This is a genomic window from Phycicoccus sp. HDW14, from assembly GCF_011383005.1.
Lineage (GTDB): Bacteria > Actinomycetota > Actinomycetes > Actinomycetales > Dermatophilaceae > Phycicoccus.
The window spans coordinates 3854357-3879302 of sequence record NZ_CP049935.1; the positions used below are offsets into that span (position 1 = coordinate 3854357).

21 protein-coding genes, 1 other RNA gene and 5 pseudogenes are annotated in these 24946 nt (G+C 74.6%); 18 read left to right on the forward strand and 9 right to left on the reverse strand.

Translation table 11 applies throughout. The annotated features are described in order from the left end of the window. Positions 1 to 99: 99 nt before the first annotated feature. Positions 100 to 1464, reverse strand: a complete 1365-nt coding sequence (locus tag G7075_RS18955) for an MFS transporter (RefSeq protein ID WP_166123992.1) — start codon at positions 1462 to 1464, stop codon at positions 100 to 102. Positions 1465 to 1612: 148 nt separating this feature from the next. Between G7075_RS18955 and ffs the strand changes: the two genes are divergently transcribed. Next, positions 1613 to 1709: signal recognition particle sRNA small type (gene ffs, locus G7075_RS18960), an RNA gene on the forward strand. A 46-nt stretch (positions 1710 to 1755) separates the two neighbouring features. Here the strand turns inward: ffs and G7075_RS18965 are convergent. The 3 genes from G7075_RS18965 to G7075_RS18975 all read right to left on the reverse strand — a co-directional run bounded on the left by G7075_RS18965 (position 1756) and on the right by G7075_RS18975 (position 4747). Continuing rightward, on the reverse strand, positions 1756 to 2601 hold the full coding sequence (locus tag G7075_RS18965) for a DsbA family oxidoreductase (RefSeq protein WP_166123993.1): 846 nt from the start codon (positions 2599 to 2601) through the stop codon (positions 1756 to 1758). 65 nt (positions 2602 to 2666) lie between these two features. After that, on the reverse strand, positions 2667 to 4109 hold the full coding sequence (locus tag G7075_RS18970; RefSeq protein ID WP_166123994.1) for a hypothetical protein: 1443 nt from the start codon (positions 4107 to 4109) through the stop codon (positions 2667 to 2669). After that, entirely contained in the window at positions 4106 to 4747 is a 642-nt protein-coding gene (locus G7075_RS18975) for an ATP-binding cassette domain-containing protein (protein WP_166123995.1), read from the reverse strand. The genes G7075_RS18970 and G7075_RS18975 overlap by 4 nt, the downstream gene beginning before the upstream one ends. An 85-nt stretch (positions 4748 to 4832) precedes the next feature. On the opposite strand from G7075_RS18975, the pseudogene G7075_RS22155 reads away from it, so the two are divergent. The 6 genes and pseudogenes from G7075_RS22155 to G7075_RS18995 form a co-directional block, all read left to right on the forward strand. Then, positions 4833 to 5987 (forward strand): annotated as a pseudogene (locus tag G7075_RS22155) (DNA polymerase III subunit gamma and tau); the annotation flags it as partial. Positions 5988 to 6555: 568 nt separating this feature from the next. Further along, positions 6556 to 7101: pseudogene (locus tag G7075_RS22160) on the forward strand (hypothetical protein); the annotation flags it as partial. A 68-nt stretch (positions 7102 to 7169) separates the two neighbouring features. Continuing rightward, a complete protein-coding gene (locus G7075_RS22165; RefSeq protein ID WP_256378080.1) occupies positions 7170 to 7637 on the forward strand; it encodes a 1-acyl-sn-glycerol-3-phosphate acyltransferase in 468 nt (155 codons plus the stop codon). 52 nt (positions 7638 to 7689) lie between these two features. Further along, a complete protein-coding gene (locus G7075_RS18985) occupies positions 7690 to 7914 on the forward strand; it encodes a heavy-metal-associated domain-containing protein (RefSeq protein ID WP_166123997.1) in 225 nt (74 codons plus the stop codon). A 53-nt stretch (positions 7915 to 7967) separates the two neighbouring features. Then, positions 7968 to 8570: a recombination mediator RecR gene (recR, locus tag G7075_RS18990; RefSeq protein ID WP_166123998.1), complete on the forward strand. Its 603-nt coding sequence runs from the start codon at positions 7968 to 7970 to the stop codon at positions 8568 to 8570. 54 nt (positions 8571 to 8624) lie between these two features. Beyond that, a pseudogene (locus G7075_RS18995) lies at positions 8625 to 9155 on the forward strand (DUF5063 domain-containing protein); the annotation flags it as partial. A gap of 46 nt (positions 9156 to 9201) precedes the next feature. Here G7075_RS18995 and G7075_RS19000 read toward each other — a convergent pair. Then, positions 9202 to 9399 (reverse strand): hypothetical protein, encoded by a 198-nt coding sequence (locus G7075_RS19000; protein ID WP_166124000.1) that lies wholly within the window; start codon positions 9397 to 9399, stop codon positions 9202 to 9204. After that, positions 9396 to 10523, reverse strand: a complete 1128-nt coding sequence (locus tag G7075_RS19005) for an NAD(P)/FAD-dependent oxidoreductase (RefSeq protein ID WP_166124001.1) — start codon at positions 10521 to 10523, stop codon at positions 9396 to 9398. The genes G7075_RS19000 and G7075_RS19005 overlap by 4 nt, the downstream gene beginning before the upstream one ends. A gap of 154 nt (positions 10524 to 10677) precedes the next feature. Here G7075_RS19005 and G7075_RS19010 point away from each other — a divergent pair. From G7075_RS19010 to G7075_RS19025, 4 genes and pseudogenes are all read left to right on the forward strand, one after another. Continuing rightward, positions 10678 to 11951: pseudogene (locus G7075_RS19010) on the forward strand (aspartate kinase). 1 nt (position 11952) lies between these two features. Beyond that, entirely contained in the window at positions 11953 to 13038 is a 1086-nt protein-coding gene (locus tag G7075_RS19015) for an aspartate-semialdehyde dehydrogenase (protein WP_166124002.1), read from the forward strand. A 167-nt stretch (positions 13039 to 13205) separates the two neighbouring features. Next, positions 13206 to 14405: a pyrophosphate--fructose-6-phosphate 1-phosphotransferase gene (locus G7075_RS19020; protein WP_166124003.1), complete on the forward strand. Its 1200-nt coding sequence runs from the start codon at positions 13206 to 13208 to the stop codon at positions 14403 to 14405. A 26-nt stretch (positions 14406 to 14431) separates the two neighbouring features. Further along, complete coding sequence (locus G7075_RS19025; RefSeq protein WP_166124004.1) at positions 14432 to 14647, forward strand: hypothetical protein; 216 nt, start codon at positions 14432 to 14434, stop codon at positions 14645 to 14647. 382 nt (positions 14648 to 15029) lie between these two features. Here the strand turns inward: G7075_RS19025 and G7075_RS23210 are convergent, their stop codons facing one another. Beyond that, positions 15030 to 16970, reverse strand: coding sequence for a response regulator (locus G7075_RS23210; RefSeq protein WP_371814263.1), 1941 nt, complete (start codon positions 16968 to 16970; stop codon positions 15030 to 15032). A gap of 47 nt (positions 16971 to 17017) precedes the next feature. After that, positions 17018 to 18223, reverse strand: coding sequence for a hypothetical protein (locus G7075_RS21790; RefSeq protein ID WP_240917757.1), 1206 nt, complete (start codon positions 18221 to 18223; stop codon positions 17018 to 17020). Here G7075_RS21790 and G7075_RS23215 point away from each other — a divergent pair. From G7075_RS23215 to G7075_RS19065, 7 genes and pseudogenes are all read left to right on the forward strand, one after another. Next, positions 18212 to 18274, forward strand: a pseudogene (locus G7075_RS23215) (hypothetical protein); the annotation flags it as partial. The gene G7075_RS21790 and the pseudogene G7075_RS23215 sit on opposite strands and share 12 nt — an antisense overlap. 155 nt (positions 18275 to 18429) lie before the next feature. Further along, positions 18430 to 18753: a hypothetical protein gene (locus tag G7075_RS21795; RefSeq protein WP_166124006.1), complete on the forward strand. Its 324-nt coding sequence runs from the start codon at positions 18430 to 18432 to the stop codon at positions 18751 to 18753. 329 nt (positions 18754 to 19082) lie between these two features. Next, a complete protein-coding gene (locus G7075_RS21800) occupies positions 19083 to 20321 on the forward strand; it encodes a hypothetical protein (protein ID WP_166124007.1) in 1239 nt (412 codons plus the stop codon). Positions 20322 to 20403: 82 nt separating this feature from the next. Further along, entirely contained in the window at positions 20404 to 21381 is a 978-nt protein-coding gene (locus tag G7075_RS19050; RefSeq protein ID WP_166124008.1) for a DUF4397 domain-containing protein, read from the forward strand. Next, the gene (locus G7075_RS21805) at positions 21378 to 22115 is read left to right on the forward strand and encodes a class F sortase (RefSeq protein ID WP_166124009.1); all 738 of its coding nucleotides are present in this window, start codon (positions 21378 to 21380) and stop codon (positions 22113 to 22115) included. Before G7075_RS19050 ends, G7075_RS21805 begins: the two co-directional genes overlap by 4 nt. A gap of 90 nt (positions 22116 to 22205) precedes the next feature. Continuing rightward, complete coding sequence (locus G7075_RS19060; protein ID WP_166124010.1) at positions 22206 to 23450, forward strand: carboxylate--amine ligase; 1245 nt, start codon at positions 22206 to 22208, stop codon at positions 23448 to 23450. Beyond that, entirely contained in the window at positions 23447 to 24172 is a 726-nt protein-coding gene (locus G7075_RS19065; protein WP_166124011.1) for an aspartate/glutamate racemase family protein, read from the forward strand. The genes G7075_RS19060 and G7075_RS19065 overlap by 4 nt, the downstream gene beginning before the upstream one ends. 16 nt (positions 24173 to 24188) lie before the next feature. Here the strand turns inward: G7075_RS19065 and G7075_RS19070 are convergent, their stop codons facing one another. Continuing rightward, positions 24189 to 24860 (reverse strand): HNH endonuclease family protein, encoded by a 672-nt coding sequence (locus G7075_RS19070; protein WP_240917758.1) that lies wholly within the window; start codon positions 24858 to 24860, stop codon positions 24189 to 24191. Positions 24861 to 24946 lie beyond the last annotated feature (86 nt).

Below are 24946 nucleotides of genomic sequence, written 5' to 3' on the forward strand. Positions count from 1 at the left end.
GGCATCACTGCACGTCAAGGGCCCGATCGGGCCATCACGACGACGGGGCCCGGACCGAGCGCGTCTCGGTCCGGGCCCCGTCGCGGGGTGCCTACGCCGTCACTCGTGGGCGCTCGGCAGCACCCGGTCGTGGCGCAGCGACGTGGCCCGGGTCTCCTTGGCGAGCAGCACCGAGACGACGGTGACGGCCGCGGCGACCGCGAGGTAGATCGCGACGGCCGTCGTGTTCTTCGTCGCGACGTCGCCGAGCAGCTTGACGGCGATGATCGGGGCCAGCGCACCGGCGAAGATCGACGCCAGCTGGTAGCCGACCGAGGCGCCCGTGTAGCGCACGGAGGTACCGAACAGCTCGGAGAAGAAGGCGGCCTGCGGCGAGTACATCAGCGCGTGGAAGAAGAGGCCGACGAGCGTCGCGAGCATGATCTTCGGCCCGCTCAGGCTGTCGACGAGCGGGAAGTACAGGAAGCCCCACACCCCGACGCCGACGGCGCCGACGAGGTAGAGCGGACGCCGGCCGACCCGGTCGGAGAGGGCGCCGACGAGCGGGATGAGCACCGACTGCATGGCCGCGCCGGCGAGCAGGGCGCCGAGGACCACGCCCTTCTTCGCGTCGAGGTAGGTCGTGACGTAGGTGATGACGACGATGGTGAAGATGTAGTACGAGATGTTCTCCGCCATCCGCATCCCCATCGCGAGGAGGACCTCCTTGGGGTAGCGCTTCACCACCTCGAGGATCGGCAGGTGGCTCTTGTCGGTGGCCTCGAGCTCGGCCTTGGTCTCGGCGAAGACGGGGGAGTCCTCGAGGCTGAAGCGCACCCAGAGGCCGATGAGGACCATGACGGCCGAGAGGAGGAACGGGATGCGCCAGCCCCAGGCGTTGAACGCCTCGTCGGACTGGAAGAGCGCGAGCAGCCAGAGCACGCCGGTGGCCAGGAGGTTGCCGAAGGGGACGCCGGCCTGCGGCCAGCTCGACCAGAAGCCGCGGTGCTCGTCCTTGCCGTGCTCGGCGACCATGAGCACCGCCCCGCCCCACTCGCCACCGACCGCGAAGCCCTGGAGGAGGCGCAGCACGAGCAGGAGGATCGGGGCGGCGACCCCGATGGTGGCGTAGGTCGGCAACAGGCCGATGGCCACCGTCGCGCCGCCCATCATGAGCAGCGAGACGAAGAGCATCTTCTTGCGCCCGACCTTGTCGCCGTAGTGGCCGAACACGACGCCACCGAGGGGGCGTGCGACGAAGCCCAGCGCGTAGGTGCCGAAGGCGAGGAGGGTGGCGGTCAGCGGGTCGGAGTCGGGGAAGAAGAGGGTCCCGAAGACGAGGGCGGCCGCGGAGCCGTAGAGGAAGAAGTCGTACCACTCGACGGCGGTGCCGACGACGCTGGCGAAGACGATCTTGACGATGTTGGTCCGGGACGGCGCGGTGGGCGCGGTGCCGGGGCTCTGGCTGACGACGGTGTCGGACATGGGACGCGACGCTAGGGCCGGCGGACGACGCGGGGGGTGTCCGGTGCACCCACAGATGCGAGGGTCCTGTGGGTGCTGCGCCCACCCGGCGTGCTGACGGGCGGCGTCGGGGATTTCCGCGGATCCCGGACCAGCCCGTACGATCGTCGACGGCACCCCGCGTGGTGGTACCCCACTGAACTCCCCCAGGGCAGGAATGCAGCAAGGGCAGGTGGGCTCTTCCAGGTACGCGGGGTGTCCTCGCGTCCGGGCGCGGTCCGGTCGCCCGGCCCGGGGGTGGAGGGCTCCCGGTCAGCGGGCGGGGGTGACCGCCGGCTCGTCGTGGGCGTGCGCGTGCTCGTCGGTGCCGCAGACGCCGCCGCCGCAGCCACCGGCGCCGCACCCGCAGCCGCCGGACTGCTGCTCCTGGTCCACCGGCTCCTCGGCGCCGCCGGACCCGCAGGCACCGCCGCAGCAGCCGCCACCGCACCCGCCGCCGGCCGCCGCGACCTCGGGCTCGGTGCCCTGGAGGTCCCAGACCTGCCGGATGGCCTGGAGCAGCGCCTCGACGGGCTGGGCCCCGGTGACGCCGTACTTCTGGTCGAGGACGAACATCGGCACCGAGGTGATGCCGATCTGGTTCGCGAGCGCCTCGTCGGTGCGCACGTCGATGCCGAAGTCGTCGCCGGCGAGCAGGTCGCGGACGGCCTGCTCGTCGAGGCCGCCCTCGACACCGAGCCGCACGAGGGTCTCGGGGTCGCCGATCGCGGCACCCTCGGAGTACCAGCCGCGCATGAGGCGGGCCGTCACCGGCGCCTCGAGGTCGAGCGAGCGGGCGAGGTGCACGAGCCGGTGGGCGTCGTAGGAGTTGCCGCCGACCAGCCGCTCCCACTGGAAGTCGAGCCCGACGGAGGCGGCGTCGCGCGCCATCTGCTCGTGCTGGGCGACCATCTGCTCGCGCGGGACGCCGTACTTCTGCGCGATGCGGTCGATCTGCGGGGTGTCGTCGACGGCGGCGGCGTTGCGGTCGAGCTGGAAGCTGTGCCACACCACCCCGACCTCGTCGGCGTGCTCGAACTGCTCGAGGGCGAGCTCGAGGTGGCGCCGTCCCAGGTGGCAGAACGGGCAGAGGATGTCGGACCAGACGTCGATGCGCACCCCCGAAGCGTACGTCGCCCCGGGAGACCCGGGTGGCCCCGGGTGCGGGTCGGCGCTCGGGCGCCTCAGCCCCGGTGCGCCGCCGCGGCCCGCGTGAGCGCGCCGTCGGCCACCGGGACGAGCACGGCGAGCACGAGCACGACGAGCGCGACGGACCCGAGGCCGGCCTCCCCGGCGCCGAGCCGGGCCAGGCGCACGAGCACCACCGCACCCGCCGCCGCGGACAAGACCCGCGGCCAGGCCCACCACGCGAGGAGCAGCCCCGGGCTGCCGCCGGAGACGGCCCCGAGGGGCGGCTGCCCGCGGAACGAGGCGAGCCACAGGCCGGCGACGAGCACGGCGCCCACACCCACGACGGCGATGACCGCGCCGACCGCCGCGACCGGCCCGGCGAGGACCCCGGCGGTGACGGCCGTCACCGGGGCGCCGGCGAGCAGGAGCAGCAGCACGGGCATCCCGGAGTGCGCGACGGCCTGCCCGCGGACCGACCCACCGAGCAACGGCGGCGCCCCGAGGGAGTCGCCGTGCAGGCGCAGCCCCTCCGCGACGAGGCCGGCCCCGAGCTGGAGGCCGACGACGGCGAGGACCGCCACGGCGACGGGCGGGTGCCCCGCGACGACCCATCCGGTGGCCAGCGCCCCCGGCACGGCGAGCACGAGGCCGCCGAACGGCAGGAGGGGCTGGCGCCGCAGACCGAGCAGGTCGCGCCCCAGCACGGTGCCCCAGCGCCCCCGGGGCCGCAGCCGCCACCGTCGCCCGCGCCGCACCGGCGAGGCGACCTCGAGGCGCAGCGACCGGGTGTCGGCCGTGAGGGCCGCCCCGCCGATCCGGGTCGCGCGCAGGCCGTGGGCCCGCAGCCCGTCGATGCCGAGGCCGCGCAGGGCGGTCCGCGAGCGCACGGCCGTCCCGAGGGAGGCCACCACGCTGCGCCGTCCGGGGCCTGCCGGGTCGGCCTGGACCTGGCCCGAGAGCCAGGAGAGCGCGAGGGCGCCGCCGACGACCAGCCCGCCGACCAGCCCCACGGGCAGGGCCACCGGCCCCGTCGCGCCCCCGCCGACGAGCGCCCCGCCGCCGACGCCACCGACCAGCCCGCCGGCCACGAGGAGGGTCAGCCACGGGACGAGCCAGGACTCGCGCAGGGTGAGCCACCGGTCGACGGAGGACCCGACGACGAGGTCGACCCACGCGGGGTCGGGAGTGACCGGGCCGCGCCGGCGCCCGGCGAGGTGGGCGAGGACCAGCACCACGACGACGAGGACCACGCCGCCGGCGGCGACGGGCGGGACGGCGCCGGCCTCCCGCCACGCCGGGCCGTACTGCTCGACGACCGCACGGGTCACGGTGAACCCGTAGAGGCCGGACAGCAGTGCGACGACGTAGAGGACGTAGAGCAGCTGGCGCCAGGCCGTCGAGCCCGCCGGGCCGTGCAGCACGTGCGAGGCGTCCTCGAAGCGCTCGCGGTCGGACACGGGCTCGTCGCCCGGGTGGCCCACGGCCGGCTCGCTCACGTCGCGTCCGGCAGGTCGACGACCGTGTCGGCGGCGGCCGCGGTGACCTCGGGGTCGTGGCAGGCCATGACGACGGTGGTGCCCGCGGCGCAGCGCTCGCGGACGAGGCGGGCCAGCAGGGCGCGCCGCGAGTCGTCGAGGCGCTGCTCGGGCTCGTCGAGGACGAGCAGGCGCGCGGGCCGGAACCACGTGAGCGCCAGGTGGAACAGGTGGGCCTGCCCCGAGGACAGCTCGTGCGGGAAGCGCTCGTCGAGGTGCGCGACACCCCACCGGTCGAGGGCCTCGTGGACCCGCTCCTCGCAGCTGCCGGCGTCGCGTCCCCACGTGGCGTCGACGAGGGTGAGGTGGTCGCGCAGCGTGAGGTCGCGGTAGGTGGCCGGTGGTCCGACGAGGGCCGCGACGGCGTCGCGGGTCGAGGGGTCGCGCTCGTCGGCGATCTCGCCGTCGAGGGTCACCGACCCGGAGCTGGGGGCGGCCAGCCCGGCCACGAGGCGCAGCAGGGTCGTCTTCCCCGCGCCGTTGGGCCCGCGCAGGACCACGCAGGTCCCGGGTGCGGCGACGAACGAGGTGGGCGGGAGGAGGACGGCGCCGTCGACGTCCTTGGCGGCCTCGAGGGCCTCGACGCGGGTGCCGGTCACGCCTGCCACCCTCTCATCCGCCGGTCCTCCCCAGGCCTCGGGACGCGCGCGCCGGGTGTCCGCGACGACGGCTAGGGTCGGGGAGGTGAGCACCGCCCTCTACCGCCGCTACCGGCCCGAGACGTTCGTCGACGTCATCGGGCAGGAGCACGTCACCGAGCCCCTCATGCAGGCGCTGCGCACGGGACGGGTCGGGCACGCCTACCTCTTCTCCGGGCCGCGCGGCTGCGGCAAGACCACGAGCGCGCGCATCCTCGCGCGCTGCCTCAACTGCGAGAACGGACCCACCCCCGAGCCGTGCGGTACCTGCGACTCGTGTGTGGCGCTGGCCCGTGGGGGCCCCGGCACCGTCGACGTCATCGAGATCGACGCCGCCAGCCACGGTGGTGTCGACGACGCCCGCGACCTGCGCGAGCGCGCGTCGTACGGCCCGGCCCAGAGCCGCTACAAGATCTACATCATCGACGAGGCGCACATGGTGACGCCGCAGGGCTTCAACGCGCTGCTCAAGATCGTCGAGGAGCCGCCCGAGCACGTGAAGTTCGTCTTCGCGACCACCGAGCCCGAGAAGGTCATCGGCACGATCCGCTCGCGCACGCACCACTACCCCTTCCGGCTCGTGCCGCCGGCGCGCCTCCAGTCCTACATGGAGGAGCTCTGCGCCAAGGAGGGCGTGCCCGTCGCCCCCGGCGTCCTGTCCTTCGTCGTGCGCGCCGGCGGCGGCTCGGTGCGCGACTCCCTCTCGGTCCTCGACCAGCTGATGGCCGGCTCCGGCGACTCCGGGCTCACCTACGAGTCGGCCGCCGCGCTGCTCGGTTTCACCGACGGCGAGCTGCTCGACGCCACCGTCGACGCCTTCGCCGTCGGCGACGCCGCCGCGGTCTTCCGGGCCATCGACCGGGTCGTCGAGACCGGCCTCGACCCCCGCCGCTTCGTCGAGGACCTCCTCGAGCGGCTGCGCGACCTCATCGTCGTCGCCGCCGTCCAGGAGGGTGCCGCCCAGGTGCTGCGGCACCTGCCCGAGGACCAGCTCGAGCGGATGCGGCGGCAGTCCGCGGCGTTCGGCGCCGGTGCCCTGTCGCGGGCCGCCGACGTCGTCAACGCCGGCCTCACCGAGATGACCGGCGCCACCGCGCCGCGCCTGCAGCTCGAGCTCATCGCGGCCCGCATCCTCCTGCCCGGTGCGGCGGGGGAGGCCGGGTACGCCGCGCGCCTCGACCGGCTCGAGCGCCGGCTCGACGTCGGGGGCGTGCCCACGTCCGCGGCCGCGCCGACCGGCCCGGCGCCGCTCCCGCCCGCGCCGGTGCAGCCGGCCGCGGTCGCTCCCGTCCAGCCGGAACCGGCTGCGCCGCAACCGGTTCCCACGTCCGCGCCGGCCGTGGCGACCCCCCATCATGCCGACGAGGCCCCGCCGGAGCCCGCCGACGAGGCGCCCCCGGAGCCGGAGGCGGGCGAACCCCGGCCGCAGCAGGCCCCGCCCGCCGCGTCCCCGCCGACCCCCGCCCCGGCGGCGCCCGCCCCGCCGACCCCTGCCCCGGCGGCCAAGGGCCCGGGCGGCATCGACACCGACGCCCTGCGCCGGTCCTGGCCCGACGTCCTCGAGTGGCTGGGCCGCAACAAGCGCGTCACGTGGACCTTCGTCGCGCAGAACGCCCAGATCCAGGAGTACGACGGCCAGCGGGTCGTCCTCGCCATCTCCACCACCGGGCTCGCCGAGACCTTCCGCCGCGGCGCGCACGCCGAGTACGTGCGGCAGGCGCTCATCGACGTGCTCGGGGTCGACGTCCGGGTCGAGGGCGTGCCCGGCGATGTCGCGCCCCCGCCCGAGCCGGCCGGTGCGCCCGTCCCCGCGTTCGAGGCCCCCGCAGCGCAGGCCCCCGCGTCACCGTCCGCGGTCGACGGCCCAGCCGCCCACGACGTCGGGGTCGCCGCCCCCGCCGCCCCCGCGCCGAGGCGCCGAGCTGGTCCGACGCGCCCCCGCCGCCCGAGTCCGCGCCGGCCTGGGCCAGCCCGCTCGAGCAGGCCCGGGCCACGGTCGCGGCCGAGGTCGAGGAGGAGGTGCAGGCGGTCCGGCACGTCGTCGACGACACCGCCATCAGCGACGACGACGAGTCCATCGAGGACGCCACCGACGTCGGCGTGCCGGTGGTCGAGCGCATCCTCGGCGGCACGGTCATCCACGAGGACCCCCGGTGAGCCGGCTCGCCTACCGCGTCGGCCACCTCGTCACCGCCCCGACCGCCAAGCTCGTCTGGCGGCCGACCATCACCGGCACCGAGAACGTCCCCCGCACCGGCGGCGTCGTCCTCGCGAGCAACCACCTGTCCTTCATCGACTCCTTCGCGATCCCCATCGTCGCGCCGCGCCCGGTCAGCTTCCTCGCGAAGTCCGACTACTTCACCGGGCCCGGCCTCGGGGTGCGGTGCGCCGCGGCTTCTTCGAGGCCATCGAGGCCATCCCCGTCGACCGGCACTCCTCGCGCGCGGCCCAGGAGTCGCTCGACGCGGCGCTCGAGGTGCTGCGCGCCGGGCGGGCCTTCGGCATCTACCCCGAGGGCACCCGCTCGCGCGACGGCCGGCTCTACAAGGGCCGCACCGGGGTCGCCTGGCTGGCCCTCACCGCCGGGGTCCCCGTCGTGCCCGTCGGCCTCGTCGGCACCGACCGGGTGCAGCCGGTCGGCACCAGCTTCCCGCGCCCGGGGGCGAAGGTACGCGTCTCGTTCGGCACCCCCATCCGGCCCGAGCCCTACGCGGGGATGCCTGCCGGCAGGGCCCGGCGCCTGCTCACCGACGAGGTGATGGACGCCATCGCCGCACTCACCGGGCAGGTGCGGGCCGACACCCACAACGAGCTGCCGCCCGAGAGCACGGGGGCCGCCGTCGGCATCTGAGCCGGCGGGGCGGATACTGGGGGGAGGTATCCACACACGAGAGGACGCAGTCATGCCCGGCACCCAGGAGTTCCAGGCCACCGGTCTCACCTGCGGGCACTGCGCCCACGCCGTCACCGAGGAGCTGACGGCCCTCGACGGCGTGCGCGAGGTCGGGGTCGAGGTGGTCGCCGACGGCGCCTCCACCGTCACCGTCATCGCCGACCGCGCGCTCACCGACGCCGAGGTCACCGCGGCGCTCGACGAGGCCGGGGGCTACCGCCTCGTCGAGGCCTGAGCGCGCGGCGCGGCTGACGAGCCCTCCCGGCCCGCAGGCCGTAGGCTCGGGGCGTGTACGAAGGCGCGGTCCAGGACCTCATCGACGAGCTCGGCAGGCTGCCGGGCGTCGGGCCCAAGAGCGCCCAGCGCATCGCCTTCCACCTGCTCCAGGCCGACCCCGCCGACGTCGAGCGGCTGACCCACGCGCTGTCCGAGGTCAAGGCCCGGGTCCGCTTCTGCGAGGTCTGCTTCAACGTCGCCGAGGCCGAGCGCTGCCGCATCTGCTCCGACCCCCGCCGGGACGAGTCGGCGATCTGCGTCGTCGAGGAGCCCAAGGACGTCGTGGCCATCGAGCGCACCCGCGAGTTCCGCGGCCGCTACCACGTGCTCGGCGGCGCCATCAGCCCCATCGACGGCATCGGCCCCGAGGACCTGCGGGTCCGCGAGCTGCTTGCCCGGCTCGGCGACGGCACGGTCACCGAGGTCATCATCGCGACCGACCCCAACCTCGAGGGCGAGGCGACGGCCAGCTACCTGTCGCGGATGCTGCGCGACATCGGGGTCCAGCGGGTCACCCGGCTCGCGTCCGGCCTGCCGGTCGGCGGCGACCTCGAGTACGCCGACGAGGTCACGCTCGGGCGGGCCTTCGAGGGACGGAGGCTCATCGGTGCCTGAGACGACCACCCCCACCGCCCCGCGGCCGACGTCGTCGCCGCCGACTGGGCCGCCCTCGCCGGCGAGACGGCGATGGACGCCCGCACCTACCTCACGACGCTGCGCGAGCTCGCGGCCGGCGAGGCCCCCGACGCCGCGCTGCCGATGCTCCTGCTCGCTGTCTCGCAGGTCCTCGTCGCCGGGGCCCGCCTCGGTGCCGTCGAGGACGTCGTGCCCGAGGAGCGCTTCGAGCCCGACACCCCCGACTCCGAGCTGGCCCCGCTGCGCGAGGGGCTGGCCAACCTCTTCGACGGCCTCGACGAGTACGCCGACGTCGTCGACCCCCTGACCACCCCCGAGCTGGGCGTCGGGTCGCTGTCCAACGACCTGGTCGCCGTGGCCGGGGCGCTGGCCCACGGGCTCCAGCACCACGACGCCGGCCGGCCCCTCGAGGCGCTCTGGTGGTGGCAGTTCAGCTACCTGTCGGACTGGGGCGAGCGCGCGGCCGCGGCGCTGCGGGTCATCCAGACCCTGCTCGCGCACGTGCGCCTCGACGCCGACGACGAGGTCGTCTCCGAGGCCGAGTTCGACGCCCTGCACCCCTGAGCATCGGGCGCGCCGCTGAGCATCGGGCGCGCCGCACGGTCGGGGCTCAGGCGCGCGGGGTGCGTCCCCGTCCGCCGCGCAGCGCCAGCAGCAGCCCCGCCACGACGACCACCGGCCCCACGACGGCCCACAGGGTGACCCCGGTCATCGGGCTGCCGCCGATCCAGCCGAGGCCCTGACCGGTCCACAGCAGGCCGACCAGCACGAGCACCCCGCCGACGACGAGGGCGACCGGGCGGCTCACGACTCGTCCTCGGGCAGCTCGCCGGACTCGACGGCCGCCTTGATGACGTCGCCGGCGTCCCAGTCGTTGACGTGCATCGCCGCGACGACGTCGCCGTCGGACAGCCAGAAGGCGCGGAACTCGCGGTCCTCGAGGCTGCCGTGGACGACGACCTCGTCCTCGGCCGACGCGTGCCCGACGTACTCCATCCCGAGGTCGTACTGGTCGGTGAAGAAGTACGGCATCTCCTCGTACTCCTCCTCGCCGCCCGCGAGGTTGTGCGCGGCGACCTTGCCCTGCTTGATCGCGGTGTCCCAGTGCTCGACCCGGATGCGGCGGCCGAGGCGCGGGTGGGCCTGGTTGGCGATGTCGCCGACGGCCAGCACCGACGGCACGGACGAGCGCAGCCGCGCGTCGACGAGCACCCCGTTGTCGACGTCGAGGCCGCCGGCGTGCGCCAGGTCGACCCGCGGACGCACCCCGATGCCGGCGACGACGAGGTCGGCGCCCTCGAGGTCCTCGGCGCCCACCCCGGTGCCGAGCCGCAGGTCGACCCCGTGCTCGCGGTGCAGGTCGGCGAAGACCTGCGCGACGGTGGGGCCGAGCACCCGCAGCAGCGGCAGCTCCTCCATCTCGAAGACCGTGACGTCGGAGCCGGCGGTACGGGCGGCCGCGGCGACCTCGAGACCGATCCACCCGCCGCCGACGACGACGATGCGCCGGCCGTCGCCGAAGGCCTCCCGCAGCCGGTCGGAGTCCTCGACGGTGCGCAGGTACGCGACGGGCACCCCGGCCTCCTCGGCCAGGTCGAGCACGCGCGGCTCGGAGCCGGTGGCCAGCAGCAGCTGCTCGTAGGTGAGGTCGCCGGCGCTCGTCGTGAGGACGTGGGCGTCGGTGTCGAGCCCGGTGGCGGTGACCCCGAGCCGCAGGTCGACGTCGTGCTCGGCGTACCACTCGGCGGGATGGACCAGGGCCTTCTCGAAGGGGTCGCTCCCGAGCAGGTAGGCCTTGGACAGCGGCGGCCGCTCGTACGGCGGGTGCTCCTCGGCGCCGACGAGCACGACCTTCCCGGTGTAGCCCTGCTCCCTCAGCTCGGTGGCCGCCGTGGCGCCCGCGAGTCCTGCACCGACGATGACGATCGACATGCCGCCGACGCTACGCGGCGCCCGGCCTCCACGGAAGGTTCGCGCCCACCCTCGACGACGGCCCGCGGCTTCCGGGATGTGGGCGCGGGGTCCGGTCCGTGGACGGCTCGTTACAGTGGAGGCGATCCAGCACCACCGTCCCGGGAGAGCCACCGTGCCCATCGTCGTCCAGAAGTACGGCGGGTCCTCGCTCGCCGACGCCGAGAGCATCAAGCGCGTCGCCAAGCGCATCTCGGAGACGAAGAAGGCCGGCAACGACGTCGTCGTCGCCGTCTCGGCCATGGGCGACACCACCGACGAGCTGCTCGACCTCGCCCAGGAGGTCAGCCCGCTGCCGCCGCCGCGCGAGCTCGACATGCTCATGACGGCCGGCGAGCGCATCTCGATGGCCCTGGTCGCCATGGCCATCACCGACCTCGGTCACAGCGCCCGCTCGTTCACCGGCAGCCAGGCCGGCGTCATCACCGACTCGGTGCACGGCAAGGCCAAGATCATCGACGTCACGCCGGGCCGCATCACCGAGGCGCTCGGCAAGGGCCACGTCGTCATCGTCGCGGGGTTCCAGGGCGTCAGCCAGGACACCAAGGAGATCACCACGCTGGGCCGCGGCGGCACCGACACCACCGCCGTCGCGCTCGCGGCCGCGCTCGGCGCCGACGTGTGCGAGATCTACACCGACGTCGACGGCGTGTTCACCGCCGACCCGCGCATCGTCCCGGCCGCCCGCAAGATCGACCGGATCTCCGCCGAGGAGATGCTCGAGCTCGCGGCCTGCGGCTCCAAGGTGCTCCACCTGCGCAGCGTCGAGTACGCGCGCCGCTTCGACATCCCCATCCACGTCCGGTCGTCGTTCTCGCAGAAGATCGGCACCACCGTCACCGACCAGCCCGCCCCGAAGGAGACCCCGTGGAAGCCCCGATCATCGCCGGCGTCGCCCACGACCGCAGCGAGGCCAAGGTCACCGTCGTCGGCGTCCCCGACCGGACCGGCATGGCCGCGAAGATCTTCGAGGCCGTCGCGGCCGCCGAGATCAACATCGACATGATCGTCCAGAACGTCAGCGCCATAGAGACCGGCCTCACGGACATCTCGTTCACTCTGCCGAAGAGCGACGGGTCGACGGCCGTCCAGGCCCTCCAGCGCATCCAGCCCGAGGTGGGCTTCAGCCAGGTCCAGTACGACGACCAGATCGGCAAGCTGAGCCTCGTCGGGGCCGGCATGCGCTCCAACCCCGGTGTCTCGGCGACGTTCTTCGGCGCCCTGGCCGAGGCCGGCGTCAACATCGAGATGATCTCCACCTCCGAGATCCGGATCTCCGTCGTCACCCGCGACGAGCTGCTCGACGACGCGGTGCGCGCCGTGCACAGCGCCTTCGGGCTCGACTCCTCCGAGGGCGAGGCCGTCGTCTACGGGGGCTCCGGCCGCTGACGTGACCTCCACGGCCGCAGCCCGCAGCGACCGGCGACCCACCCTCGGGATCGTCGGCGCCACGGGAGCCGTCGGCCGGGTCGTGCTCCAGGTCCTCCCGATGCGCCGCCACGCGTGGGGCGAGGTGCGCGTCTCCGCGGGCGCCGAGGACGTCGGCACGGTGCTGCGCGTCGGCGACGAGGAGGTCACCGTCGAGCCCGTCACGCCCGAGTTCTTCGACGGGGTCGACGTCGCGGTCTTCGACATCCCGCCCTCGATCGCGCGCGAGTGGGTCGAGCTGGCCGCCGCCCGGGGGGTCGTGGCCATCGACAACAGCACGGTCTTCCGCACCGAGCCCGACATCCCGCTCGTCGTGCCCGAGGTCAACCCCCGCCAGGTCGAGGACCGGCCGCGAGGCATCATCGCCAACCCGGGCGCGACGGTCATGACGATGATCGACGTCCTCGCGGTGCTGCACAGCGGGTGGGAGCTCACCGGGCTCGTCGTCACGACCTTCCAGGCCGCGTCCGGGCTCGGCCGGGCGGGCATCAGCCGGCTCCACGACGAGCTCGACGTCGTGCACGGCGACCGCGACCTGGGAACCCGCCCCGGCGACGTGCGCCGGCTGGTCGAGCACGAGCTCGGCACCGAGTCGCCGTTCCCGGCACCGTTGGTGCTCAACGTGGTTCCCTTCGTCGGGCACCACGTGGGGGAGGGCTGGACGTCGGAGGAGACCAAGGTCCGCGACGAGACGCGCAAGATCCTCGACCTGCCGGACCTGCCCGTGTCGGCCACGTGCGTCCGGGTGCCGGTCGTGTCGTCGCACTCGGTGACGGTGCACGCGACGTTCGGGCGCCGGATCAAGGTGTCCGAGGCGCGCCAGGCCCTCGTCGAGGCACCGGCCGTCGTCGTGCTCGACGACCCCGACGAGCCCGAGTTCCCGACGCCCAACGACGTCGTCGGCGCCGACCCGCGGTTCGCCGGGCGCATCCGGCAGGCGGAGGACGCGCCCAACACCCTCGACCTGTTCATCTGCGGCGACAACCTGCGCAAGGGCGCCGCGCTGAACATGCTCCAGACCGCCGAGCTGGTCGCCGCCACCCTCTGACCGCGTGGCCGAGCCGTCCCGGTGCGCCCGGGCCCGCTGCAGCCGGCTCGCGGTCACCGACCCGGCGGCTCGGCGGGCGTCCACGATGGCGACCCGGACCGCGCGCGGGGCCCCGGTGTCGGCAGAATGGGGGCGATGCCCCACCCGCCTCCCGAGGAGCGATCGCCATGACCGTCCGCACCGTCGCCATGCTCACCGCCGGGGGCCTCGCCCCGTGCCTGTCCTCGGCCGTCGGGGGGCTCATCGAGCGCTACACCGAGGTAGCGCCCGACGTGCGGATCATCGCCTACACGAGCGGGTACGCCGGGCTGCTGCGCGGCGAGCACGTCGAGGTGACGCCGCAGGTCCGCGAGCAGGCCCACCTGCTGCACCGCTTCGGCGGCAGCCCGATCGGCAACAGCCGCGTCAAGCTCACCAACGTCGCCGACTGCGTGAAGCGCGGCCTCGTGCAGGAGGGCCAGGACCCGCTGCACGTCGCGGCCGAGCAGCTGACCGCCGACGGCGTCGACGTGCTGCACACCATCGGCGGCGACGACACGAACACGACGGCGGCCGACCTCGCCGCGTACCTCCACGAGAACGACTACGAGCTGACCGTCGTCGGTCTGCCGAAGACGGTCGACAACGACATCATCCCGATCCGCCAGTCGCTCGGGGCGTGGACGGCGGCGGAGCAGGGAAGCCGGTTCGCGCAGAACATCATCGCCGAGCACTCCTCGAACCCGCGGATGCTCATCGTCCACGAGGTGATGGGCCGGCACTGCGGGTGGCTGACCGCGGCCACGGCGGCCGAGTACCACCGCTGGGTCGGCGAGCAGGAGTTCGTGCCGGCCATCGGCAACGACCCGCGGGCCTGGGACGTGCACGCGGTCTTCGTGCCCGAGCGGCACATCGACATCGCCGCCGAGGGCGAGCGGCTGCGCGCCGTCATGGACGAGGTCGGCTGCGTCAACATCTTCCTGTCCGAGGGGGCCGGCGTCGAGGAGGTCGTCGCGGCGCTCGAGGCGGCCGGCCAGGAGGTCCCGAAGGACCCGTTCGGCCACGTGCAGCTCGACAAGGTCAACCCCGGGGCGTGGTTCGCCAAGCAGTTCGCCGAGGTGCTCGGCGCCGAGAAGACGATGGTGCAGAAGTCGGGCTACTTCTCGCGGTCGGCACCGGCCAACGAGCGCGACCTCGCCCTCATCAAGGAGTGCACCGACCTCGCCGTCGACGCGGCGCTGCGCGGCGAGCCCGGTCTCGTCGGCCACGACGAGGAGCGCGGCGACGAGCTGCGCCCGGTCGAGTTCCCGCGCATCCGGGGCGGCAAGGCCTTCGACCCGTCGGTCGACTGGTACACCGAGCTGCTGAGCTCCATCGGGCAAGCCTGAGCCGAGTTCCGTTGCGGGAGAACGGGATGATCGACGGCTGGTGGGTCGCCGTCGTCATCTACGCGCTCCTGCTCGTCGGCCAGCGGCTGTGGCGGGCCCGGCGCTGGGTGCCGCCCGAGTGGCCGGACGCCGACTACGGGTGGAAGGTCACGCACCTGTTCTGGGTGCCGTTCCACGTGCTCGACGCCGTGTTCGGGGTGCCGCTCGTCTTCGCGGTGGTCATCGCGCTGCTCGCCATCTGACCCCCTCCGTCGGGACGAGGACCACGGCACCGGGCCCACGGGACGGGTCAGGGACCTCCGGCGGGAGCGGCGGGCGACGACCACGTCCCCGGCGTGCCGCCCGAAGGGCGTTCAGGCCCCCTCTCCTCCCGATCACAGTGCGGGAGAACCCAATTCGCGATGGGTCCCACAGCCACCAGCCGGGGACCCACCGCGAGACACGGCGCGCCGAGCGCTGTTCCGTGGGGTGTGTACCGTCCCCTGCGACGGCCACCGACATCAACTCTGCCGCACGGGACGCAGCCGATCAGTAGCGCCCACCCCCGACTCCGGGGTGGTGCCAGCACCACCGTCCGGGGGCGGTCGACGCGCGGCCGGGCCCCGACCACCCACGAGCCCGCCCTCAGCGCCCCTCCGCCGACGGCTCTCCCCGGAACCGACCCTCCACGACGGTGCCCTCCCCGGGGGTCGACCGGACGTCGAGTCGCCCTCCGGCGGAATGGATCCGGTCGCGCATCCCGGTGAGCCCGTGGGCGTCCTCGTGGGCGGCGACGTCGAAACCGCGCCCGTCGTCGGTCACCCGGAAGCGCAGGGCCTCCTCGCCGTCCCGGGCGTCGTCGGTCACGAGCACGGTGATGAGCGAGCCGGCGGAGTGCCGGTCGGCGTTCTGCATCGCCTCGAGGCAGCAGAAGTAGACCGCCGCCTCGACGTCCGACGGGTACCGGTGCCGCAGTGCGTCGACGTCGACGACACAGGCCAGGGTCGTGCGCCGGGACGCGGCGGGCAGCGCGCCCGCCAGCCCGCGCTCGGCGAGCACCGCGGGGTAGATGCCGTGGGCGAGGTCGCGCAGCTCGCGGATCGCCGCCTCCAGCTGCCCCTGCAGCCCGTGGGCGATCTCCCGCGCCCGCTCCGGGTCGGTGTCGATCGACCGCGAGAGCCGACCGATGTCGACGGCGAGGCTGGTGAGCCGTTGCTGCGCACCGTCGTGCAGGTCCCGCTCGATGGAGCGTCGCGCGTCGAGGCTCGCCACCGCGAGGCGGGTTCTCGACTCCTCGAGGTCGCGGCTGTGCCGGGCGACGCGCAGCGCGGAGTCGCGGATCCCGATGACGAGCACGCCGGCGACGAGGAGGGTGAAGACCCCGACGAGGAGGGCCGGCACCGGGAGGTCCGGGTGGTTGGTCTCCCACCAGTCGCGGCGCGACTCACCGACGAGGACCAGGGCACCGGTGAGGACGACCGTCGTGGCGAGGAGAGCCGTCCGGGCCCGCAGCGGGAAGGCGTCGGTGATGATGAGGGCCGGCACGTAGAGGATGAGCAGGCTGACCGGCGTCGTGAACGGCGTGGCCCAGGCGAGCGTGAAGGCCACCAGCCACGTCGCCCCGACGGCGAGGGCGGCGGCCGGCCGCAGCCGGTCGTGCGTCGCGAGGAACAGGGCTGCCCCGTAGACGGACCCGGCGCAGACGAGGGCGACGATGTCGAGGGTCAACGAGCGTGACGGCCCGGTCTTCTCGTTGACGACCGTGAGCATCACGACGGCGGACCAGATCGCCACGAGGTTGACGACGAGGTAGGTGCGGATGCGCTGCTGGGTCGACCCCGTCAGCTGGGGGAGCCGCAGGAACCGGGGCAGGCCCCGCGGGGCCACCTCAGTCCCTCGCCCGGAGGGGTTGGGCCCCGACCCCGAGGACCGGCTGTCGCCGAGGTAGAGCAGCACCGCGGCGACCCGTCGGTGCCGGTTGTCGCCCGACGGCAGGTCGAGCTTGGTGAAGATGGAGTTGATGTGCTTCTCGACCGCGCGCGACGTGACGTGCAGCCGGTCGGCGATGGCCGAGTTCGATGCCCCGGTGGCGATGAGACCGAGCACCTCGCGCTCGCGGGCCGTGAGCCGGGCGACCGGGCCCTCCTCGAACCGCAGCCGGTGGCGCATCAGCGCGTCGACGACGTGGGGGTCGATGACGCTCGCCCCACGTCGCACGGCGGTCAGCGCCGACACGAGCTGCTCGACGTCGGCGACCCGCTCCTTGAGCAGGTAGGCCCGGCCGGTGCTCCCGCCGGCGACCAGCTCGAGCGCCCCCTCCGCGTCCGCGTGCTGCGACAGGACGACCACCCCGAGCCCGGGATGGGTGCGGCGGAAGCGTTCAGCGGCCCGGATGCCCTCGTCGCTGTGCGTCGGGGGCATCCGGATGTCGGCGAGCACGACGTCCGGCTGCTCGCGGTCGACGGCCGCGAGCAGCTCGTCGTAGTCGGCCGCCTCGAGCACCTCCGACACGGAGGCGTGCTCGGTGAGCAACGCGGCGAGCCCCTGTCGGAGGAGTGCGCTGTCCTCGGCGAGAACCACTCGCATCCCTGCCACACCCGCATCGTAAGGACTCGCACGTCCCTCGCGTGCGGTCATCCGGGAATCGGTGGTCCCGCGCGGCGCCCGGGACCGGCAGGATGTCCTCGATGCTCTCCGACCTCTTCCTCCTCCCCGAGGAGCGCGCGAACCCGCACTCCCGCGTCGACGCCCGGCACGCCCCGGGTGTCGCGTGGAGTACGGGCAACACCGTGCGCCCGCTCGTGCACGGCGCCACGTACTTCTCCGAGCTGCACGCGACGCTCGAGGCCACCGGCCCCGGCGACCTCGTGCTCTTCGCCGACTGGCGGGGCGACCCCGACCAGCGGCTGACCGACGACCCGTCGCAGACGGTGGGCGCCGTCCTCGCGGCGGCGGCCCGCCGGGGCGTCGTGGTCCGCGGCCTGCTGTGGCGCTCGCACTGGCGTCGGTTCGGCTTCCACTCCGAGAAGTCCTGGGAGCTGGCGCGGCTCGTCAACGAGGCGGGCGGCCAGTGCCTGCGCGACATGCGGGTGGCGCCGGGTGGGTCGCACCACCAGAAGCTCGTCGTCGTCCGCCACGGCGACGACCCGTCGCGCGACGTCGCCTACGTCGGCGGGATCGACCTCTGCCACAGCCGTCGTGACACGGAGGAGCACCGCGGCGACCCCCAGGTCATCGCCATGCCGCAGGTCTTCGGACCGACGCCCGCGTGGCACGACGTCCAGTGCGCGGTGCAGGGCCCGGCCGTCCACGACCTCGAGACGACCTTCCGCGAGCGCTGGGACGACACCACCCCGCTGACGAGCAACCCGGGGCGCCTCGCCTCGAGCTTCGTGCAGGGGGAGGACCTCGACCCGCAGCCGCTGCCCGAGCAGGCGCCGCCCCCGCCGCCGCCGGAGGGTGCCCGCGAGGCCGTGCAGGTGATGCGCACCTACCCCGCGCTGCTCGGCGACGGCTTCGACTTCGCCCCGCACGGTGAGCGCAGCGTCGCGCTCGGCAACGACAAGGCCGTCCGGTCGGCACGCCGGCTCATCTACCTCGAGGACCAGTACCTGTGGTCGGAGGAGGTCGGCCGGCACTTCGGCGAGGCGCTGCGCGAGAACCCCGGCCTGCACCTCGTGGCGGTCATCCCCGTCGTCCCGGACGTCGACGGTGCGCTCTCGCTGCCGCCCCAGCTCTACGGCCGCAAGCTCGCGATGGACCTGCTGCTCGACGCCGGTCGCGACCGCGTGGCGCTCTTCGGCCTGACCAGCCCGACGGGCTACCCCGTGTACGTCCACTCCAAGGTCTGCATCATCGACGACCGCTGGGCCAGCATCGGGTCGGACAACTTCAACCGCCGGTCCTGGACCAACGACTCCGAGGTCTCGGTCGCCGTGCAGGACGGCCGCGACCGCCCGCACGGGGGTCCGCCCCGCACGACACGTTCGCGCTGCGGCTGCGCCGGGAGCTCGTCGCGGAGCACACCGGTCTGGCGCCCGAGGACGTGCCCGACGACCCCGCCGCGGTGTGGGACCTGCTCGGCCGCACCGCCGACGCGCTCGACGCCTGGTACGGGGACGCCGGGCCGTCGCGGGGGCGGGTCCACGTCCCGCGGCCCAAGGCGCCGTTGCGCGGCACCGCCGTCCGGTGGCGCCACCGCGGGCGCCCCGCGACCGGTGCCGCGGGCTCCGAGCGACCCCCGGGCCGGCTGCGTCGGCTCGGTCCGCCGGAGCTCACCCGGGGCCAGCTGCTCTGGGCGCCGCGCCTGTACGACGTCTTCGACCCGAACGGCACGCTCGGCGTCGAGAACGGCCTCGCTGCGGAATGACCTCACGCTGACCTGCGGATTCTTCCGTCGAGAACCTTCCACGGACGGAAATCGTGGGTTACCGTCAGTCGGTCAGCGCGGCAGGGGCGCTCGGCAGATCCGTCTGCGTCCCCTCCTGCGCACTCTCGCCGGAGGGAGGCGGAGGTGTCCGACGACCGACGCGCCCGCGCAGCACGTGAGGTCCTCACGCTCGCTGCGGTCCTCCTCGTCACGGTGGCCGTCCACGTGGCACCCACCGGTGCCCCCCCGGGCCACGCGCGCTCGGGGTTCCTCGTCCTCGGCCTCGCCCTCGTCGTGTGGGTCGCGGCCCGGCGCCTCGACCTGCGACCGTGGGCCGCGGCCGGCGCGCTGCTCGCGTTCGCGCTCTGCCCCCGGCCCTCGAGGTCGGCCGCAGCGCGGGAGCCGACCCCGTCCCCTTCGTCGCCGTCCTCTGCGCGGCCGTCGGCCTCGCCCTCCTCCTGCCCCGCGCCACCTCGCGCACGGCGCTGCTGCTCGGCGGGCTGGCGATGCTCGCGGCCGTCGCCCTCGCGCCGGTCACGGTCGTCGCCCTCACGGGGCCGGCGTTCGCGCTCTGGACCGCGTCCTGGCGGCGCAGCGGCGACCAGCGCGTCGAGGCCCTCGTGCGCACGACCACGCTCGTCCTCGGCCTCGTCGGACTCGCGTTCGCCGTCGCCTGGATCCGCCCGGGTGGTGGCGGGCCGCCCGTCGGCGCGCAGGTCGCGCCCGTCGTCGCGGTCGTCGTGCTCGTCGCGGCCCTCGCCGGCCTCGCCCTGCGACGCGTGCGGCCCCTCGCCCTCAGCGGCCTGACCCTCGCCGGGGGGATCGCCGTCCCGGGGACGGCGCCGGCGACCCTCGTCCTCCTCACGGCCGTCGTGGCGTGTCTGCTCGTGGCCGGGGTGGCCGACGCCGCCGTCCGCTACCGGCCCACCCGGCTGCTCGGGCGCGACGTCCGGCGGGTCGGACCGGTGCTCGGCGCCGTCGCCGCCGTGGGGCTCGTCGCGGCCGTCCTCCCTGCGTGGCTGCCCTCGGTGTCCGCCGTGCCCGCGGTGGCCGCACCCCGTGAGCTCGCCGCGGGCCCCGCGTCGGACCGGCCGGCCCCGAGCGCCTCCCCGTCGACCGGCCCCTCGTCCCGGCCGGTCGTCCCGACGCCGTCGCGGACGACGGCCGACCCGGCCCCGACGCCCACCGTGGCACCCGACGAGGCCACCCTGCGCGCGAGCCGTCAGCTGGCGGAGAACCCCAACGTGCGCACCACAGGGGCGGCCCGCTCCGACCTCGGCACCGGCCGGGTCGACGCCCGCCTGCTGACCCTGCTCGCCGTCCTCGCCGACCGGCACGACCTCACCGTCGACGCCTTCCCGCAGACCTCGTCCGGGCTCGACCGGCTCACCGCACGGATCACCCGCGTCGACGACGGTCCGGCCGAGCCGAGCTCGCCGGCCGCGGCCGAGCTCGCGGCGGTCATCGACGCCCAGGTCAGCCCCTACCGCTCCTACTCCGTCTGGTTCCCCGCCGCGGGGGACACCCCCGCAGCCCTCGTCGTGTCCGTGCCGGCGGCGACGTCGTGACCGCGGACCTCCCGGCCCACCGGGCCCACCCGGCCCATCGGGCTCTCTCGACCCCGCTCCACCGCCACGCAGGAGGCACCCCATGACGACCACCCGTCCCGCCACCGCGCACCCACCCCTCCTGGCCGTCCTCCTCACCACCCTCGCGCTCGCCGTGGGCGTCGTCGCGGCGACCCCGGCCCACGCGGCGCCCTCTGCACCGAACCCACCCGCGAAGTCCTCCGCCGCCGGCACCACCTGGGTGCGGGCCGCCCACCTCGTGCCCGGGGTCGGCACGATGACCATCCGCCTCGTCCCGTTCGCCGGCACCTCCCTGGCCGACGCCCCCAAGGCCGCCATCCCCGAGGCGGAGGCCGACGGCGCGACGCGCATCCTCGAGCCGGCCGTCGGCTACGGCGGCATCGGCGAGTACCGGCAGGTCCCGGCCGGGCTCTACGCGGTCACCATCCGCCCGGTGGGGTCCGCCACCGACACCCCGCCCGTCCTCGCGGGCACCTTCCTCGCGCAGGACGGCCGCGCCGTCACGCTCGCGGCCCTCGCCCACACCCCGTCGCCGCGCATCGACGTCCTCACCGACGACCTCGACCGACCGGCGGCCGGGTCGGCCAGCGTCCGCCTCATCCCGGCCGCGCCCGACGCGACGACGACCACGGTCGCGGCCGCCGGGGGCCCGACCCTCGCCGACCGCGTCCCGTTCGGCGAGCCCACGCGCTACGAAGCGGTGCCGGCCGGGCGCTGGACGCTGAACGTCAGCACCACCAGCGACGCCCGGCCCGACCGCCCGACGAGCGCCGCCGTCACGGTGGCCAGCGGGGGGGTGTACTCCGTCTTCGTGCTCGCCGACGGCAAGGGCGGGGTCACGGTCAAGCCGGTCGTCGACGCCCTCGGCCTCGGCTCCGCCCCGCGCCGGGGCGTCCAGACCGGCGGCGGCGGTGCGGCCACCCGCCCGGCCGACCCCGCGCTCGGCGGCGGGCTCGCGCTCGCCGGCGCGGGCGGGCTGGTGCTCGCCGGGCTCGGCCTCCGCCGGCGGCTGCAGCCGGTGCGGCGCCCCACCCGGTGAGCCCGCACGAGCGGGTCGTCGCCACCGTCGCGGCCCTCGCGGTCCTCGGCGGCCTGGGCATCGCCGCGGTGGCGGCGGCCGACCGCGACCCGGCACGCCTGCCGCCGCTCGCGCACGAGCGCGCCACCCCGACGGGCAGCGCGACCTCGACCCGCACCCCGACGGCGGACCCCTCCGGCGTGCCGACGCTCGCGCCGCTGCCGACCACCCCCGACGTCCCGGACGCCGACGTCGTGCACGACGCCGGCCCCAACGACGCGTCCATCCCGGTGCCCGTCGCGGGGGACAAGGCGCCCGTGGGGGACCGGCCGGTCGAGCTGCGCATCCCGGCCATCGGGGTCCGGACCCGGCTGGTCGACCTGGGCATCGCCAAGGACGGGACGATGCAGGTGCCGGCGGACTTCTCGCGGGCGGGGTGGCTGACGGTGGCTCCGGCGCCCGGGCAGCGCGGGCCGGCCGTCGTCGCCGGGCACGTCGACTCCCACCGCGGGCCGGCGGTGTTCTACCGGTTGCGTGAGCTGGTGCCCGGTGACGAGGTGCAGGTGGTGCAGCGCGACGGCGACGTCGTGACGTTCACGGTGCGCTCCTCGCTGGACTTCGCGAAGAACCGGTTCCCCACGGACCTGGTCTACGGGCCCGCGCCGGGTCCGGTGCTGCGGCTCATCACGTGCAGCGGTGAGGTCGACCCGGTGAGCGGGCACTACGTCGACAACACGGTCGTCTTCGCCTCCTGACCCCAGCCGTCGACGCGGCGATTCGGCCCGTCCCGGCCGGTGGGGGATGATGGGTGGCCGAGCCCACGGCCCCCGACGAAGGAACTCCGCGTGCCCCCTGCCGCCCCCGCCACCGACTTCCGTCCGGTCATCCTCGGCGGAGACATCACGGCCTACACCCTCGTGCGCACCTTCCACGAGGCGTACGGCGTGCGGCCGCTCGTCGTCAACATGACCGACGGCGGCCCGATCGCCCTGTCCACGGTCTGCGACCACGAGTACGTCGCCGGCTTCGAGGACCCCGACACCTTCGTCGCGGCCCTCGAGCGGGTCGGGCGCGAGCAGGGCGGCGAGGGGCGTCCGCCGCTGCTGCTCGTCGCGGCCGGTGACTGGTACGTGCGGATGATCATCGAGCACAAGGACCGGCTCGGGGCCTGGTTCACCATCCCGTACATCGACCTCGACCTGCTCGACCGGATCGTCCGCAAGGACGTCTTCTACGGGATCCTCGACGAGGTCGGTGTGCCGTACCCGGCGACCGTCGTCGTCGACTGCTCGGGCGAGCACGACGAGGAGCGCGACCTGCCGTGGGGGTTCCCGGTCGTCGCCAAGCCCGCCGACAGCGCGCTGTACCACTACGCCTCGTTCGAGGGCAAGAAGAAGGTCTACGTCTGCGACACCGCCGACGAGCTCGCCGACACCCTGCGCCGCGTCCGGGCGAGCAGCTACGACGGCAACTTCCTGCTGCAGGAGTTCGTCCCGGGCGACGACACGAACATGCGGGTGCTCACGTGCTACTCCGACCGCGACGGGAAGGTCCGCTTCGGCTCCGTCGGGCACGTCCTGCTCGAGGAGCACCACCCGCTGGCCATCGGCAACCCGTGCGTCATCATCACGACCGAGATCGACGAGGTCGTCGAGCAGGCGAAGCGCTTCCTCGAGCACATCGGCTACGTCGGGTTCAGCAACTTCGACCTCAAGTACGACCGCCGCGACGGCACGTACAAGTTCTTCGAGATCAACGTCCGGCTCGGCCGCTCGAACTTCTACGTGACGGCCGGGGGCCACAACGTCTCCGAGTGGTACGTCCGCGACTGGGTGCGCCACGAGCCGATGGAGGGCCTGGAGATCGCGCGCGGTGAGCACCTCTTCGCGTTCGTCCCGAAGTACGTCGTCAAGCACTTCGTCCTCGACGAGCCGTTGCGGGACAAGGCACTCGGGCTGATGAAGGCCGGCCGGGCGAGCGACCCCAACGTCTACGGCCCCGACCTGACCCTCAAGCGCCGGGCCTACAACCTCGCCTACCACGTCAACCAGGTGCGCAAGTTCCGCGAGCACTTCACGGACCGCCGATGACCGCCGGCGTTCCGGTCCACGGGCAGCCGGGCGGCGTGCTCGGAGGGCTCGGGCCGGCCGCCACGGTGCACTTCCTGCGCCGGGTCGTCGAGCTCACCGACGCCGCCCGCGACCAGGACCACGTCGACCTGCTCGTCTGGCAGCACGGCTCGATCCCCGACCGCAGCGGCTTCCTGCGCGGGGCCAACGAGAGCCCAGAGGCCGCCCTCGTCGCCGACGCCGTCGCCCTCGAGCGGGCCGGGGCCACGTTCGTCGCCATCCCGTGCAACACCGCGATCGTCTGGGTCGAGCAGATGCGGGCCGCCGTGGGCATCGAGGTGCTCGACACGGTCGACGAGACGGTCGCCGCGGCGCGCGAGGCGGTGCCCGGGCTGACCCGGCTCGGCCTGCTCGCCACCGACGGAACGCTCTCGACCGGCACCTACGCGGCCGCGGCCGAGCGCGCCGGGGTCGAGCTCGTGCTGCCCGACCCCGACGTCCAGCGCGAGACGATGTCGGTCATCTACGACGGCGTCAAGGCGGGGAACCCGGTGTCGCGCAGCCGGTTCGACGCCCTCGTCGACCACCTGCGGGGCAAGGGCGCAGAGGCCGTCGCCCTCGGCTGCACCGAGCTGTCGGTCCTGCGCGGCGAGCTGGGCGTCGAGGACCGCACCGTCGTCGACTCGCTCGACGCCGTCGCCGTGGCGACCATCCGGCGGGCCGGCGCCCGCCTCCGCGCCTGACGAGGACCGACGGGCCTCAGCAGTCGGCGTCGAGCATCCCGGTGAGGGCCGACTTCTCCGCGCTGTCGACCTCGAGGTCGTACTGGTCCTTGACCTCGATCCACGAGCGCGCGTACTCGCAGCGCCAGCCGCTCGCCGGGGGCTGCCACTGCGCGGGGTCCTGGTCGGACTTGCTGCGGTTGCTCGAGGCCGACACGGCGATGAGCTGCGGGATGGTCAGGTCGTTGGCGAACTGCTCGCGCCGCGCGTCGGTCCACAGGTTGGCCCCCGAGCCCCAGGCCTCGGCGAGCGGGACCACGTGGTCGATGTCGAGGTCCGAACCGTCGGTGAAGGTCGTGTCGTCGTAGACGCTGCGCCAGGTCCCGCCGGTCGCCCGGCACGAGGAGTCGGTGGTGACGCCCGAGCCGTCGCGCTTCAGGACGGTCTCGCGGGTGTCGCAGGCGCCGCTGACGGTGATCCAGTGCCTGAACTCGGTCCGGTCGTAGCCCGCGTTGTCCTCGTAGCCGACGTGCAGGCCGGCGAGCATCGTGCGCGAGTCGCCGACGCTCGGCGGCGCAGGGGGCAGGGCGTTCGCCGTGGCCGCGAGGACCGGTGCGCCGGCCAGGGCCAGGCCGAGGGCGAGGGCCATGCGGCGCAGGCCGCGGACGAGGGGACGGGCGGACGAGGGCGGCGTGGTCGAGGTGCTCACGGGCGTCGAGCCTGCCCCGAGCCGGTCGCGGGCGGGCCAAGCCCGGGTGCGGAAGCCGTTCGGATCGGGTCAAGCCGGAGCCAGGA

What these genes read in the sequence shown, in the direction of transcription:
- G7075_RS19025 (WP_166124004.1), top strand. Translation starts at nt 14,432, where the DNA reads ATGATCGACGGCTGGTGGGTCGCCGTCGTCATCTACGCGCTCCTGCTC.
- G7075_RS19005 (WP_166124001.1), bottom strand. Translation starts at nt 10,523, where the DNA reads ATGTCGATCGTCATCGTCGGTGCAGGACTCGCGGGCGCCACGGCGGCC.
- G7075_RS19065 (WP_166124011.1), top strand. Translation starts at nt 23,447, where the DNA reads ATGACCGCCGGCGTTCCGGTCCACGGGCAGCCGGGCGGCGTGCTCGGA.
- G7075_RS23210 (WP_371814263.1), bottom strand. Translation starts at nt 16,970, where the DNA reads ATGCGAGTGGTTCTCGCCGAGGACAGCGCACTCCTCCGACAGGGGCTC.
- G7075_RS18955 (WP_166123992.1), bottom strand. Translation starts at nt 1,464, where the DNA reads ATGTCCGACACCGTCGTCAGCCAGAGCCCCGGCACCGCGCCCACCGCG.
- G7075_RS18985 (WP_166123997.1), top strand. Translation starts at nt 7,690, where the DNA reads ATGCCCGGCACCCAGGAGTTCCAGGCCACCGGTCTCACCTGCGGGCAC.
- G7075_RS19020 (WP_166124003.1), top strand. Translation starts at nt 13,206, where the DNA reads ATGACCGTCCGCACCGTCGCCATGCTCACCGCCGGGGGCCTCGCCCCG.
- G7075_RS19050 (WP_166124008.1), top strand. Translation starts at nt 20,404, where the DNA reads ATGACGACCACCCGTCCCGCCACCGCGCACCCACCCCTCCTGGCCGTC.